Annotated in this window: 10 protein-coding genes; 7 read left to right on the plus strand and 3 right to left on the minus strand. The window is 57.4% G+C overall.

Going from position 1 to position 14793, the window contains the following annotated elements:
• The first annotated feature begins 158 nt into the window (after positions 1-158).
• The 5 genes from purL (at position 159) to glnB (ending at position 8564) form a co-directional block, all read left to right on the plus strand.
• Positions 159-4046, plus strand: coding sequence for a phosphoribosylformylglycinamidine synthase (gene purL, locus ACF8PE_RS02585; RefSeq protein ID WP_392494510.1), 3888 nt, complete (start codon positions 159-161; stop codon positions 4044-4046).
• 577 nt (positions 4047-4623) lie between these two features.
• Complete coding sequence (gene qseE, locus ACF8PE_RS02590; protein WP_032613156.1) at positions 4624-6057, plus strand: two component system sensor histidine kinase QseE/GlrK; 1434 nt, start codon at positions 4624-4626, stop codon at positions 6055-6057.
• Positions 6054-6812, plus strand: a complete 759-nt coding sequence (qseG, locus tag ACF8PE_RS02595; protein ID WP_077226729.1) for a two-component system QseEF-associated lipoprotein QseG — start codon at positions 6054-6056, stop codon at positions 6810-6812. Before qseE ends, qseG begins: the two co-directional genes overlap by 4 nt.
• Complete coding sequence (glrR, locus tag ACF8PE_RS02600) at positions 6809-8146, plus strand: two-component system response regulator GlrR (RefSeq protein WP_059307392.1); 1338 nt, start codon at positions 6809-6811, stop codon at positions 8144-8146. The genes qseG and glrR overlap by 4 nt, the downstream gene beginning before the upstream one ends.
• Positions 8147-8225: 79 nt before the next feature.
• Positions 8226-8564, plus strand: a complete 339-nt coding sequence (glnB, locus tag ACF8PE_RS02605) for a nitrogen regulatory protein P-II (RefSeq protein WP_032613150.1) — start codon at positions 8226-8228, stop codon at positions 8562-8564.
• 107 nt (positions 8565-8671) lie between these two features.
• Here glnB and hmpA read toward each other — a convergent pair whose 3' ends face one another.
• The gene (gene hmpA, locus ACF8PE_RS02610; RefSeq protein ID WP_032613148.1) at positions 8672-9862 is read right to left on the minus strand and encodes an NO-inducible flavohemoprotein; all 1191 of its coding nucleotides are present in this window, start codon (positions 9860-9862) and stop codon (positions 8672-8674) included.
• 306 nt (positions 9863-10168) lie between these two features.
• On the opposite strand from hmpA, the gene glyA reads away from it, so the two are divergent.
• On the plus strand, positions 10169-11422 hold the full coding sequence (glyA, locus tag ACF8PE_RS02615; protein ID WP_032613146.1) for a serine hydroxymethyltransferase: 1254 nt from the start codon (positions 10169-10171) through the stop codon (positions 11420-11422).
• Between the two features lie 46 nt (positions 11423-11468).
• Here the strand turns inward: glyA and ACF8PE_RS02620 are convergent, their stop codons facing one another.
• The gene (locus ACF8PE_RS02620; RefSeq protein WP_270734828.1) at positions 11469-11891 is read right to left on the minus strand and encodes a DoxX family protein; all 423 of its coding nucleotides are present in this window, start codon (positions 11889-11891) and stop codon (positions 11469-11471) included.
• 383 nt (positions 11892-12274) lie between these two features.
• Between ACF8PE_RS02620 and ACF8PE_RS02625 the strand changes: the two genes are divergently transcribed.
• Positions 12275-13411, plus strand: coding sequence for a 3-phenylpropionate MFS transporter (locus ACF8PE_RS02625; RefSeq protein ID WP_077226727.1), 1137 nt, complete (start codon positions 12275-12277; stop codon positions 13409-13411).
• Here ACF8PE_RS02625 and csiE read toward each other — a convergent pair.
• Positions 13408-14685: a stationary phase inducible protein CsiE gene (gene csiE / locus ACF8PE_RS02630; protein ID WP_077226726.1), complete on the minus strand. Its 1278-nt coding sequence runs from the start codon at positions 14683-14685 to the stop codon at positions 13408-13410. The genes ACF8PE_RS02625 and csiE overlap by 4 nt on opposite strands.
• Positions 14686-14793: the final 108 nt, after the last annotated feature.

Raw genomic sequence — 14793 nt, forward strand, 5'->3', positions numbered from 1 at the left:
CACTTGGCAACTTATTAGCGGGAAAGGCTTAAATGGCGGCGACGATTTTATTACGACGCAAACGGTTTCGTCGGCGCGCAGGATCCACTATAATGGCGCCCGTTTTCCCCCCTTGCGCACACTGTAAGCGCCTCCGGCGCTTCGAAGACGAGAGACTTATGATGGAAATTCTGCGTGGTTCGCCTGCACTGTCTGCCTTCCGTATCAACAAACTGCTGGCACGTTTTCAGGCGGCCGACCTTCCGGTAAGCAATATTTACGCTGAGTATGTCCATTTTGCTGACCTGAATGCTCCCTTAACGGCAGAGGATTTAGTTCGCCTTGAGCGCCTGCTGAAGTACGGCCCAAGCCTGAGCAGCCATACCCCGAACGGTAAACTTCTGCTGGTTACGCCTCGTCCGGGCACCATCTCCCCCTGGTCTTCTAAAGCAACCGACATCGCCCGCAACTGTGGTCTGAGCCAGATTGATCGTCTGGAACGCGGCGTGGCGTATTACGTTGAAGCCTCCACCCTGACCGACGCCCAGTGGGCCGTTGTGGCAAGCGAATTGCACGACCGCATGATGGAGAGCGTGTTTGCCTCTCTGGATGATGCGCAGCAACTCTTCTCTCACCACCAGCCTGCGCCAGTTCAGAGCGTGGACCTGCTGGGTGAAGGCCGTCAGGCGCTGATTGACGCCAACCTGCGTCTGGGCCTGGCGCTGGCCGACGATGAAATTGATTATCTGCAGGATGCTTTCGTTAAGCTGAACCGCAACCCGAACGATATCGAACTCTATATGTTCGCGCAGGCTAACTCCGAGCACTGCCGCCACAAGATTTTTAACGCCGACTGGGTTATCGACGGTGAGCAGCAGCCGAAGTCGCTGTTCAAAATGATCAAAAACACCATGGAAAAAACCCCTGACCACGTGCTGTCTGCCTATAAAGACAACGCCGCGGTGATGGAAGGTTCCGAGGTGGGCCGCTTCTTCGCCGATCGCGAAGCAGGGCGCTATGACTTCCATCAGGAGCCTGCGCACATCCTGATGAAGGTTGAAACACACAACCACCCGACGGCGATTTCGCCATGGCCGGGTGCGGCGACCGGTTCCGGCGGCGAAATCCGTGACGAAGGCGCCACCGGCCGTGGGGCAAAACCCAAAGCGGGTCTGGTGGGCTTTTCCGTTTCCAACCTGCGTATCCCGGGCTTTGAACAGCCGTGGGAAGAGGACTTTGGCAAACCAGAGCGCATAGTTACCGCGCTGGATATCATGACCGACGGCCCATTAGGTGGCGCAGCGTTTAACAACGAATTTGGCCGTCCGGCCCTGAACGGTTACTTCCGTACCTACGAAGAGAAAGTGGACAGCCACAACGGTGAAGAGCTGCGCGGCTACCACAAACCGATCATGCTGGCAGGCGGAATCGGCAACATCCGCGCCGATCACGTACAGAAAGGCGAAATCGTCGTCGGTGCGAAGCTAATCGTCCTGGGCGGCCCGGCGATGAACATCGGTCTTGGCGGCGGAGCGGCATCGTCGATGGCATCTGGTCAGTCTGATGCGGATCTCGATTTTGCCTCCGTACAGCGCGACAACCCGGAGATGGAGCGCCGCTGCCAGGAAGTGATCGACCGCTGCTGGCAGTTGGGCGACGCTAACCCGATCCTGTTTATTCACGACGTGGGCGCGGGTGGTCTCTCCAACGCCATGCCGGAGCTGGTGAGCGATGGCAACCGCGGCGGCCGCTTTAACCTGCGCGACATCCTGAGCGATGAGCCAGGCATGAGCCCGCTGGAGATCTGGTGTAACGAATCTCAGGAACGCTACGTGCTGGCCGTTGCCCCGGATCAGTTGCCGCTGTTCGATGAACTGTGCCGCCGCGAGCGCGCCCCGTACGCGGTAATCGGTGAAGCCACCGAAGAGATGCACCTCTCCCTGAGCGATACTCACTTCGACAACCAGCCGATTGACCTGCCGCTGGACGTGCTGCTGGGCAAAACGCCGAAGATGACCCGCGACGTACAGACCCGCAAAGCGAGCGGCAAAGCCCTCGACCTGCAAGGTGTGACGGTTGCCGAGGCGGTAAACCGCGTTCTGCATCTGCCGGCTGTGGCAGAAAAAACCTTCCTCGTTACCATCGGCGACCGCACCGTAACCGGCATGGTTGCCCGCGACCAGATGGTTGGCCCGTGGCAGGTACCGGTAGCGAACTGCGCGGTGACCACCGCCAGTCTCGACAGTTATTATGGTGAAGCGATGGCGCTGGGCGAACGCTCCCCGGTTGCTCTGCTGGACTTCGCGGCCTCTGCCCGTCTGGCCGTAGGTGAAGCGCTGACCAACATCGCCGCTACCCAGATCGGCGACATCAAACGCATCAAGCTCTCCGCCAACTGGATGGCCGCAGCGGGTCACCCGGGCGAAGACGCCGGGCTGTACGAAGCGGTGAAAGCGGTAGGTGAAGAGTTGTGTCCGGCGCTGGGCCTGACTATTCCGGTGGGTAAAGACTCCATGTCGATGAAAACCCGCTGGCAGGAAGGCAGCGAGCAGCGCGAGATGACGTCGCCGCTGTCGCTGGTGATCACCGCCTTCGCCCGCGTGGAAGATGTTCGTCATACCATCACCCCGCGACTCTCTACCGAAGACAACGCATTGCTGCTGATTGATCTCGGTAAAGGCCACAACGCACTGGGCGCCACCGCGCTGGCGCAGGTTTATCGCCAACTGGGGGACAAGGCTGCCGACGTGCGCGACGTGGCGCAGCTGAAGGGCTTCTACGACGCCATTCAGGCGCTGGTTGCCCAACGCAAACTGCTGGCCTACCACGACCGTTCTGATGGTGGTCTGCTGGTGACCCTGGCAGAGATGGCCTTTACCGGCCACTGCGGCGTAGAAGCCAACATTGCCAGCCTGGGCGACGATCGTCTGGCGGCGCTGTTTAACGAAGAGCTGGGTGCCGTGATTCAGGTGCCTGCAGCCGAACGCGAGGCAGTGGAAGCGCTGCTGGCACAGCATGGTCTGGCCGACTGCGTACACTATCTGGGTAAAGCGGTGACCGGAGATCGCTTTGTCATCGAAGCCAATGGTCAGGCCGTCTTTGCCGAAAGCCGCTCCAAGTTGCGCATGTGGTGGGCAGAGACCACCTGGCAGATGCAGCGTCTGCGTGACAACCCGGCATGCGCCGATCAGGAGCACGAGGCGAAAGCCAACGACAATGATCCGGGCCTGAACGTGAAGCTCTCGTTCGACATCAACGAAGACATCGCTGCGCCGTATATTGCCAGGGGGGCGCGTCCGAAAGTCGCCGTTCTGCGCGAGCAGGGCGTTAACTCCCACGTTGAGATGGCGGCAGCCTTCCACCGTGCGGGCTTTGATGCCATCGACGTACACATGAGTGACCTGCTGGCAGGGCGTACCGGTCTGGCCGATTTCCAGGCGCTGGTGGCGTGCGGCGGCTTCTCATACGGTGACGTCCTGGGCGCGGGCGAAGGCTGGGCGAAATCCATTCTCTTCAACGACCGCGTTCGCGACGAGTTCGAAGCCTTCTTCCACCGTCCGCAGACCCTGGCGCTGGGCGTCTGTAACGGCTGCCAGATGATGTCGAACCTGCGTGAGCTGATCCCGGGTAGTGAAGCCTGGCCGCGCTTTGTGCGTAACCAGTCCGACCGCTTCGAAGCGCGTTTCAGCCTGGTGGAAGTGACCCAAAGCCCGTCTCTGCTGCTGCAGGGGATGGTGGGATCCCAGATGCCAATCGCGGTATCTCACGGTGAAGGGCAAGTTGAAGTGCGTAACGCCGCGCATCTGGCGGAGCTGGAGAGTAAAGGCCTGGTGGCGCTGCGCTTTGTCGATAACTTCGGTAAAGTCACGCAGACCTACCCGGCGAACCCGAACGGCTCTGCCAACGGGATCACCGCCGTTACCAGCGAGAGCGGTCGCGTCACGGTAATGATGCCGCACCCTGAGCGCGTGTTCCGCACCGTCAGCAACTCCTGGCACCCGGAGAACTGGGGCGAGGATAGCCCGTGGATGCGTATCTTCCGCAACGCGCGTAAGCAGTTGGGTTAAGTTCAGAACGGCAACTTCGGTTGCCGTTTTTGTTTGTCTTCTCTCTAAAAGAAAGAGGGCAGGGCGAAAGCATCGCGTCGTGTTCTGCTGGCTATTTCCTGGTGTCGCAAATATGCGACAACCCCTGTTTTTCAGTGTCGCCAAATAGCGACACATAACCTATTGATTTTAATAGAACGACTAATAACCCTGCCAGGGTGTTGCTGATAAGCGACAGATAGCCTGAAAATCATTCCACCCGCAATTACCGTATAAGGTTATAAAATCTTATATAAATTAACGATTTAATATTTTTATTTGCAATATGGCACATCTGTTGCATAATAATAACCAGTGGCTCATTCACCTTCTTATGTCAGCCCCTTCGGGACGTGCTACATAAACTTCGAATGACGCACAAAAAGGTGCCTGCCGTCCAACTACTGATCATAGCGTTGCTTTATCAGACCCAGGGCGAAACGTCGAGTTAGGCACCGCCTCATTCCACAACAAAGCCGGGTTTTTAACCCGGCTTTGTTGTATCTGAAGGGTTGTCCAGCTAGCATCCTCTTACCCCCTCGCAACAGAGAGTAATGCGTTGAAACGCTGGCCTGTTTTCCCTCGCTCCTTGCGACAGTTAGTTATGATGGCATTTCTGCTGATCCTGCTGCCTCTGCTGGTGCTTGCATGGCAGGCATGGCAAAGCCTGAACGCCCTCAGCGCCCAGGCGGCGCTTACCAACCGGACCACCCTGATTGATGCCCGCCGCAGCGAGGCGATGACCAATGCCGCGCTGGAGATGGAACGCAGCTACCGGCAGTATTGCGTGCTTGACGATCAAACCCTGGCGCGGGTGTACCAGAATCAGCGTAAGCGCTACAGCGAAATGCTCGACGCCCATGCCGGCGTGTTACCGGACGATAAGCTTTACCAGGCCTTACGCCAGGATATCAATGCCCTGTCGCAGCTCCAGTGTCTCAATAGTGGCCCCGATGCGCTGGCTGCGTTAAAGCTGGAGGCTTTCGCCAATGCGAACGCCGAGATGGTGCAGGCGACCCGGGCGGTGATCTTCTCCCGCGGGCAACAGCTTCAGCAGGAAATTGCCGAGCGCGGCCAGTTCTTTGGCTGGCAGGCGCTGGTGCTGTTTCTGGTCAGCCTGGGGCTGGTCCTGCTCTTTACCCGTATGATCATCGGCCCGGTCAAAGGTATCGAGCGGATGATTAACCGACTGGGGGAAGGGCGCTCGCTGGGCAATACCGTGGTCTTTACCGGCCCGCGCGAGCTACGCTCGGTTGGGCAACGCATCATCTGGCTCTCAGAGCGGCTGGCGTGGCTCGAATCCCAGCGCCACCAGTTTTTACGCCATATCTCCCACGAACTGAAAACCCCTCTCGCCAGTATGCGTGAGGGCACCGAACTGCTGGCTGACGAGGTGGCCGGGCCGCTGACACCGGAGCAGGGAGAGATTGTAGAGATCCTCGATGCCAGCAGCCGTAATCTGCAAAAGCTGATTGAGCAGTTGCTCGACTACAACCGAAAACTGGCCGACGGCATGCCCGAGCTGGAACGGGTAGAGCTGGCGCCGCTGGTAGATATGGTGCTCTCCGCTCACAGCCTGCCTGCACGCGCTAAAATGATGCATACTGAGCTGGCACTTTCGACGCCCGCCTGTTTAGCCGAACCCATGCTGCTGATGAGCGTGCTGGATAATCTTTATTCCAACGCGGTGCACTATGGCATTGAATCCGGTACCATTTATATTCGCAGTTTTACGCGCGGCTCGCGAGTCTGTATCGATGTGGCCAACACCGGAAACCCGATCCCCGACGATGAAAAAGCGATGATCTTCGAACCCTTTTACCAGGGTAGCCATCAGCGCAAAGGGGCGGTTAAGGGAAGCGGTCTGGGGTTGAGCATCGCCCGCGACTGTATTCGTCGTATGCAGGGAGAGCTTAATCTTGTCACTGACGACCGTACCGATGTCTGTTTTCGCATCGAACTGCCGCTTGAGTCGGAAAAATCACTGAAATGAATCTAAGTCTGGTGAGTATGTCACACGTCTTTTCCCGCGCCATTAGCGCGGTATTTTCCGGCCACTTTATCCGCCTGAGCCTTCCCTGCCTGCTGTTGGCCGGATGCGTCACCCATGCGCCGGTCCCCGCTATCAGCGACAAGCAGGATGAAAAATTGCCTGAACATCAGCTGGCAGATTTCCTTTCTACCGACTGCAATAATATCTGGCAGCTGCACGGTAAAGAGACCGACAGTAACCCGCTCTACTGGCTGCGCGGCATGGACTGCGCGGATCGCCTCTCACCCGTCGCCGCGCGTGCAGAGGTGCGCGGATGGACCGATGACACCTGGCAGGAGAGCTTTAAACGCGGCATCCTGCTGGCGAATGCCAAAATTAACCCGGTGGAGCGGCGAACGTTGACCACCCGGCTGGATGCACTAAGCCCGCAGATCCCCGCCCAGGTACGCCCGCTGTATCAACTGTGGCGACATGGGCAGGTGCTGCAGCTGCAGCTGGCAGAGGAGCGTTCCCGCTACGGCAAACTACAGCAGACGACCGACGGCGAACTGGATACCCTGCGCCAGCAGCAGCAATATTTACGCACGCAGCTGGATACCACCACCCGGAAGCTGGAAAACCTGACCGATATTGAACGGCAGCTCTCCACCCGTAAGCCGGTCAGTAACTATCTGCCAGATGCGCCGAAGAGTGCGACATCCCCCGTTGATAGCGACGCGGCGGAGACCCCGAAACAAGAGGACGGAAAGCCATGACAAGCCGAAAACCTGCGCATCTTTTGCTGGTGGATGACGACCCTGGCTTGCTGAAGCTGCTGGGCATGCGTCTGGTGAGCGAGGGCTACAGTGTGGTGACCGCCGAAAGCGGTCAGGAAGGGCTGAAGGTGCTGGGGCGCGAGAAAATCGATCTGGTCATCAGCGATCTGCGGATGGATGAAATGGACGGCATGCAGCTGTTTACCGAGATCCAGAAGCTGCAGCCCGGCATGCCGGTGATTATCCTCACCGCCCACGGCTCGATCCCGGATGCAGTTGCGGCCACCCAGCAGGGGGTCTTTAGCTTCCTTACCAAGCCGGTGGACAAGGACGCGCTCTACAAAGCGATCGATGATGCGCTGGAGCATGCCGCACCGTCCGGCGATGAGACGTGGCGGGAGTCGATTGTTACCCGCAGCCCGATCATGCTGCGGCTGCTGGAGCAGGCGCGGATGGTGGCGCAATCCGATGTCAGCGTACTGATTAACGGCCAGAGCGGCACCGGGAAAGAGATCCTCGCCCAGGCCATTCACAACGCCAGTCCGCGCGGCAAAAATGCCTTTATTGCCATCAACTGTGGGGCACTGCCCGAGCAACTGCTGGAGTCAGAGCTGTTTGGTCATGCGCGTGGGGCCTTTACAGGCGCGGTCAGCAGCCGGGAAGGGCTGTTCCAGGCCGCGGAAGGCGGTACGTTGTTCCTCGATGAAATTGGCGATATGCCTGCGCCTCTGCAGGTCAAACTGCTGCGCGTTTTGCAGGAGCGGAAGGTCAGGCCGCTCGGCAGTAACCGCGATATCGACATCAATGTGCGCATTATCTCGGCTACCCACCGGGATCTGCCTAAGGCAATGGCGCGCAACGAGTTCCGCGAGGACCTCTTCTATCGCCTCAATGTAGTCAACCTGAAGATCCCGGCGCTGGCTGAGCGGGCGGAAGATATTCCGCTGCTGGCTACCCAGCTGTTGCGCCAGTCTGCCGAGCGGCATAAGCCTTTTGTGCGGGCGTTCTCCACCGACGCGATGAAGCGGCTGATGACCGCCAGTTGGCCCGGCAACGTGCGCCAGCTGGTGAACGTGATTGAGCAGTGCGTGGCGCTCACCTCCTCGCCGGTCATCAGCGATGCGTTGGTAGAGCAGGCGCTGGAGGGGGAAAACACCGCCCTGCCGACCTTCGTCGAGGCCCGCAACCAGTTTGAACTTAACTATCTGCGTAAGTTGCTGCAGATCACCAAAGGCAACGTGACCCATGCCGCTCGCATGGCCGGGCGCAACCGCACCGAGTTCTATAAGCTGCTGTCGCGCCACGAGCTGGAAGCAAACGATTTTAAAGAGTGATACCCTAAATTCCGCCTGAATATGATACTGTGAGCAACCGATTACGAGGCAGCTGACAGGCATAAGTTTAAGGACCACCATGAAAAAGATTGATGCGATTATTAAACCTTTCAAACTGGATGATGTACGTGAAGCGCTGGCAGAAGTAGGCATCACCGGCATGACGGTGACAGAGGTGAAAGGCTTTGGGCGTCAGAAGGGCCACACTGAACTGTACCGTGGCGCGGAATACATGGTCGATTTCCTGCCGAAGGTAAAAATTGAAATCGTGGTGTCTGACGACATCGTTGAAACCTGTGTGGATACCATCATCCGCACGGCGCAGACCGGCAAAATTGGTGACGGCAAGATCTTCGTCTTTGACGTGGCGCGCGTGATCCGTATCCGTACTGGCGAAGAAGACGACGCAGCGATCTAAAACTTTGCCGGGTGGCGCAGCACGTACCCGGCCTGTACAACCCGTCGGCCTGCACAAGCGCAGCACCGCCAGGCAAAAAAAAGCCCCTCTTCGGAGGGGCTTTTGCATTACAGCACTTTATGCGGGCCGAAACATTCGTAGTGAATGTTGTCTTTGTTCACGCCCAGCTCAAGGAGTTGCTGGGCGGCAAACTGCATAAACACCACCGGACCACAGACATAGAACTGCATATCCGGGGCGCTGAACAGCGCTTTATAGTGGCCTAAATTCATCAGGCCTTCGCTGCCAAACAGCGCCAGGGCACGATCGTTGTCGCTCGGCTGACGATACCAGGTGTGCGCATTAAAGTTCGCCAGATCGGCGGCAATGGTTTTAACCTCATCGTCAAACGCATGCACATCGCCATTTTCAGCCGCATGGAACCAGTTTACCTGCGCGTTATGCTGCGATTTCGCCAGCGTATCCAGCATCGCCAGCATTGGGGTCTGACCGACCCCGGCAGAGATCAGCGTCACCGGCGTAGTAGATTCCACCGCCATAAAGAAATCGCCTGCTGGCGCTGCCAGATGCACCACATCACCGACGTTGGCTTTGTCATGCAGCCAGGTAGAAACCTGACCGCCTTCTTCGCGTTTCACCGCAATACGATAGCCTTTGCCGTTTGGCTTGCGGGTCAGGGAGTACTGACGGATCTCCTGATGCGGGAAGCCTTCCGGCTTCAGCCACACGCCCAGATACTGGCCCGGCTGGTAGTCGGCAACCGGCTTGCCGTCGACTGGCTCGAATTCAAAGCTGGTGATAAGCGCGCTGCGCGGGGTTTTTTCTACGATACGGAAGGCGCGGGTGCCTTCCCAGCCGCCATTCTTACTGGCGTGCTCACTGTAAATCTCTGCTTCCCGGTTGATAAAGACGTTAGCCAGCACGCCGTAGGCTTTGCCCCACGCATCCAGCACTTCCTGACCCGGGCTGAACATCTCATCCAGGGTAGCCAGCAGGTGACTGCCAACGATGTTGTACTGCTCCGGTTTGATCTGGAAGCTGGTGTGTTTCTGGGCGATTTTTTCCACCGCTGGCAGCAGCGCCGGCAGATTCTCAATGTTGCTGGCGTAGGCGGCGATGGCGTTAAACAACGCTTCACGCTGATCGCCGTTACGCTGGTTGCTCATGTTGAAAATCTCTTTAAGCTCCGGGTTGTGCGCGAACATGCGATCGTAGAAATGGGCGGTGAGTTTAGGACCTGTTTCGACCAGCAGGGGAATAGTGGCTTTAACGGTAGCGATGGTTTGGGCGTCTAACATAGCAGCTTCCTTCAAATGTTACTTTAATGATGTATTTTATATGCATCTTATAGAAAATAACCCTGCGTTGTAAATGGTTCTTTGCAACATGAATTAGCTGCATCACAAACCTGAAAAGAAATCCGCTTTACAAGGGGAGTGCGTTATTCCTCAAACCCTTGCGTGGCGGGTAGGTAAACGTTTGCGTAAAATCGTTTGTCAAGACCTGTTATCACTCTGCTAATCAGTTATACTGTTGCCCGTCGTCCAACTGGACCGCCTTTTTTCAGGCAAAAATTTACTTGTTAGCTGAGTCAGGAGATGCGGATGTTAAAGCGTGAAATGAACATTGCCGATTATGATGCCGAACTGTGGCAGGCTATGGAGCAGGAAAAAGTACGTCAGGAAGAGCACATCGAACTGATCGCCTCCGAAAACTACACCAGCCCGCGCGTTATGCAGGCGCAGGGTTCTCAGCTGACCAACAAATACGCTGAAGGTTACCCGGGCAAGCGCTACTACGGCGGTTGCGAGTACGTTGATATCGTTGAACAGCTGGCGATTGACCGTGCTAAAGAGCTGTTTGGCGCAGACTACGCGAACGTCCAGCCGCACTCTGGCTCTCAGGCTAACTTCGCTGTTTACACCGCGCTGCTGCAGCCGGGCGATACCGTGCTGGGTATGAACCTAGCGCAGGGCGGCCACCTGACTCACGGCTCCCCGGTTAACTTCTCCGGCAAGCTGTACAACATCATCCCTTACGGTATCGATGAGTCCGGTAAAATCGACTACGAAGACATGGCGAAGCAGGCCAAAGAGCACAAGCCGAAGATGATCATCGGTGGCTTCTCTGCTTACTCCGGTGTGGTTGACTGGGCAAAAATGCGTGAAATCGCCGACAGCATCGGTGCTTACCTGTTCGTGGACATGGCGCACGTTGCCGGTCTGATTGCCGCAGGTGTTTACCCGAACCCGGTTCCACACGCGCACGTCGTTACCACTACCACCCACAAAACCCTGGCGGGTCCACGCGGTGGCCTGATCCTGGCGAAGGGCGGTGACGAAGAGCTGTATAAAAAACTGAACTCCGCAGTCTTCCCAAGCGCGCAGGGCGGCCCGCTGATGCACGTGATCGCGGCGAAAGCTGTGGCGCTGAAAGAAGCGATGGAGCCTGAGTTCAAAGTTTACCAGCAGCAGGTTGCTAAGAACGCCAAAGCGATGGTGGAAGTGTTCCTGAATCGTGGCTACAAAGTGGTCTCCGGCGGGACTGAAAACCACCTGTTCCTGCTGGATCTGGTTGATAAAAACCTGACCGGTAAAGAAGCTGACGCTGCCCTGGGCCGCGCCAACATCACCGTCAACAAAAACAGCGTACCAAACGATCCGAAGAGTCCGTTCGTGACCTCCGGTATCCGTATCGGTTCTCCGGCTGTTACTCGCCGCGGCTTTAAAGAAGCGGAAGTGAAAGAGCTGGCTGGCTGGATGTGTGACGTGCTGGACAACATCAATGACGAAGCCGTTATCGAACGCGTGAAAGCCAAAGTGCTGGATATCTGCGCGCGCTTCCCGGTTTACGCATAAGTCTGCCCCGCAGAATAAAGGCCGCGTATGCGGCCTTTTTTTATGGCTAACGCCGGTCGATAGAGATAGCGCCTGGCCCGGCAACCGCCAGCAGCAGAAAACCGCCAGCAATACTGATGTTCTTAAAGAAGTTAATCATATTCGGCATTACCGCATCGCCACTCATATCCCAGTAGTGGTGACCAATCACCGCCGTACCCAGGGTATAAAAGACAAACAGCACTGCCAGCGGGCGGGTAAAAAAGCCGAACACGATCAGAATGGCGGCGGGCACTTCCATGATCACCGCCACGATGGCCGCCAGCATCGGCATCGGGGCGCCCAGCTTCGCCATGTATTGCACCGTGCCGTCGAAACCGAACATCTTTGGCACACCGAATATAATAAACAGCAGGATGAGGGCGAGACGGGCGATCAACAGAATCAGCGCCCGGGACTGACCAAAATCGAAATACCGTAAACTGTTCATGGCAGGCTCGCTATGCAGGGCATTTATCTTAAAGCTAATACACAAAATGCCGCCCCGCCATTCAGGTTTTCCTCATAAATCAGGCATTAGGGTGATTTAAATTTGCCTGACTGCGGCATGTGCCCGTTAGCCTGCCTCCGGTGTATCTTCCACCAATAAATAACCGGTGCCGATGATCTGTCGCTACCGCAGTAACCCGCGGGGCGGCGGGTTGCAGGAGCGCTTTTTCCTTATCCACGAGCAGCCGTGGCAGGGATGAAAGCGACAGCACGGTGGAGATTTTCGTCGCGAGCATCGCCAGCACCTGTTAATCAACTGTTAATACCCGCTTGCGCCAGCCTGTTTTTACCGCCAGACTATCGCCTCCAAAACGGGAGGGATTCATGGTTTTGCATTCCACACGCTGGCTGGCGCTCAGCTACTTCACCTACTTTTTTAGCTACGGTATTTTTCTGCCTTTCTGGAGCGTCTGGCTCAAGGGAATTGGCCTCACCCCGGAGATGATTGGCATTCTGCTTGGCTCGGGCCTGGTGGCGCGTTTTCTCGGTAGTCTGCTAATTGCGCCGCGCGTCAGCGATCCCTCTCTTTTAATCAAAGCCGTGCGCGTGCTGGCGCTGCTCACCCTGGTGTTTTTGGCCGGTTTCTGGGTCAGCCAGCAGTTTGCCTGGCTGGTGGTGGTGATGGTGGGCTTTAACCTCTTCTTCTCGCCGCTGGTGCCGCTGACCGATGCGCTGGCCAATACCTGGCAGAAGCAGATCACCATGGACTATGGCCGGGTGCGGCTGTGGGGGTCGATTGCCTTTGTGATTGGCTCGGCGCTGGTGGGTAAGCTCGTCAGCCTGTATGACTACCGGGCTATTCTGGCCCTGTTGAGTATCGGGATCCTGTCGATGCTGCTCGGCATGCTGCTGCGCCCGTCGGTGATGCCGCAGGGCGAGAGCCGTCAGCAGGAGAGTGCAGGCTGGCCAGCATGGCGCTCGCTGGTCGCCCAGAGCTGGCGTTTCCTGGCCTGCGTCTGTCTGCTGCAAGGGGCGCATGCCGCCTATTATGGCTTCAGCGCTATCTACTGGCAGGGCGCCGGGTATTCAGCGTCTGCCGTGGGTTATCTCTGGTCGCTGGGTGTGGTGGCGGAAGTGATCATCTTTGCCCTCAGTAACCGGCTGTTCCGCCGCTTTGGTGCCCGGGATCTGCTCCTGCTCTCTGCCATTTGCGGCATTGCCCGCTGGGGGATCATGGGCTGGACCACCGAGTTACCGTGGCTGATTGTCGCGCAGATCCTGCATTGCGGAACATTCACGGTATGCCACCTGGCGGCGATGCGCTATATCTCGGCGCGTAAAGGCAGCGATGTGATCCGTCTGCAGGCGGTCTACTCCGCCGTGGCGATGGGCGGCAGTATTGCGATCATGACTGTCTTTGCCGGCTTCCTTTACCAGCATCTTGGTCACGGGGTCTTCTGGGTAATGGCGCTGGTGGCGCTGCCCGCGGTACTGCTGCGTCCGCGAGTGGCAGCGCACTAAGATTCCAGCATGGCCCGAATATGTTCCTGCTGCTGCGCATTCAATGCCTCGACGGCATGGATGAGCGGCGGCGAGAACAGGGGCAGGGCGGTGGTATAGGGTGTAACCACCAGGGCGGCCTCGCGCGGGGCGCCCTCCTTCTGGAAGGACTGTAACGTCACATAGCGAATGTTCAGCGGCAGCAGGGTCAACTCCCGCAGTTGCTGTTCAATCAGCTCCTCGCAGGCTTTATCTTCCCCGGTCAGTAACACCACCTGCTTTTCATGCAGATCGCTCTCCTGCATCAGCCAGGCGCCAAAGATCACCGCCACCAGGCTCGACTCCTCCTCAGAGAACTGCAGGCCAAACTCCGCTTCCAGCTCGAACAGCACCTCCCGGGTGGTACGCATCAGGCGGGGATAGAGACGGTGGATCTCCTCAGGCAGGCTGTTGTCAATGCCGATACCAAACAGTGAGCGGTCCAGGGCTTGCGCAATATGAACATAAAGCTGATCGATCAGCCCTTGTTCGTCGCTGAACTGCATCCCGGTTTGTCCACGAAAGCGGGCAACCATACGGGCAATCGTGCGGCGCAGACGGTCATCTTCCTGGTGCGCATCGCGCAGGGGATCGGGTGTGCGGAGCATCATAAACAGCAGCGCCAGAAAGGGTTGTTCATCAGCGTGGGGGACCTGCGCCACGCGACGCTGCCAGTGACGCACAATCTCCTGCGCCATCAGGTATTCATTGCGCGACTGGGTCCAGTTGCGCTGAACCACTGAAAACTCGGGGCTCAGGCCCAGATGGTGCTGGAGCAGGCAGTACTGCAGATAGAGCTGCAAAAACTGCGTATCCCGGCATTCGAACTGACGCTGCAGACGGCGCGAGCAAAAATTAATCAGTGCCCGCAGATTGGTATCGTCATATAAAGTGCGGGCGATGCCGAGCTGTTTTAGCGCGATCTTCAGAGATGGGGTAAACTGCTGCGCGATGAAGTGGGGGCAGAGGCGTAACGCCCGGCGCAACCAGTGCAGCAGGCATAAACGTTGGTTCAGGTGGCTACCTTCAAGCAGGTAGCAGCCATCATGCTGTGTCGCAATGTCGAGCTGGTGATAGCGCTGGATCTCCATGCGCATCTCGTCGATATCCTGCCGGCAGAGGGCATCATCGACACCATTGATTTCACCGATGCGTTCCAGGGTAGCGCGAAATCCTGGCACATAGAGCATCAACAGAACCTGGCAGCGGCGCTGCGAACTGGAAAGTGCAGATGGCATTTCGAGAGTTGTCATCATCTGTCGGGTTCCAGTTAGGGTGTTTGATAAGAATAGCTAAAGGATGTACCCCGTAGCGCACAATGCCGGGCATTTCCTTCAGGAATGCGGGTGAACATCACAGAATTT

Origin of the sequence: Leclercia sp. GLN_9, assembly GCF_043105735.1 — a bacterium.
GTDB lineage: Bacteria > Pseudomonadota > Gammaproteobacteria > Enterobacterales > Enterobacteriaceae > Enterobacter > Enterobacter adecarboxylatus.

Bases quoted from the DNA above. Each gene is read 5' to 3' on its own strand.
- hmpA (WP_032613148.1), bottom strand. From the start codon at position 9,862: ATGTTAGACGCCCAAACCATCGCTACCGTTAAAGCCACTATTCCCCTG.
- glyA (WP_032613146.1), top strand. From the start codon at position 10,169: ATGTTAAAGCGTGAAATGAACATTGCCGATTATGATGCCGAACTGTGG.
- ACF8PE_RS02620 (WP_270734828.1), bottom strand. From the start codon at position 11,891: ATGAACAGTTTACGGTATTTCGATTTTGGTCAGTCCCGGGCGCTGATT.
- glrR (WP_059307392.1), top strand. From the start codon at position 6,809: ATGACAAGCCGAAAACCTGCGCATCTTTTGCTGGTGGATGACGACCCT.
- csiE (WP_077226726.1), bottom strand. From the start codon at position 14,685: ATGATGACAACTCTCGAAATGCCATCTGCACTTTCCAGTTCGCAGCGC.
- ACF8PE_RS02625 (WP_077226727.1), top strand. From the start codon at position 12,275: ATGGTTTTGCATTCCACACGCTGGCTGGCGCTCAGCTACTTCACCTAC.
- glnB (WP_032613150.1), top strand. From the start codon at position 8,226: ATGAAAAAGATTGATGCGATTATTAAACCTTTCAAACTGGATGATGTA.
- qseG (WP_077226729.1), top strand. From the start codon at position 6,054: ATGAATCTAAGTCTGGTGAGTATGTCACACGTCTTTTCCCGCGCCATT.
- purL (WP_392494510.1), top strand. From the start codon at position 159: ATGATGGAAATTCTGCGTGGTTCGCCTGCACTGTCTGCCTTCCGTATC.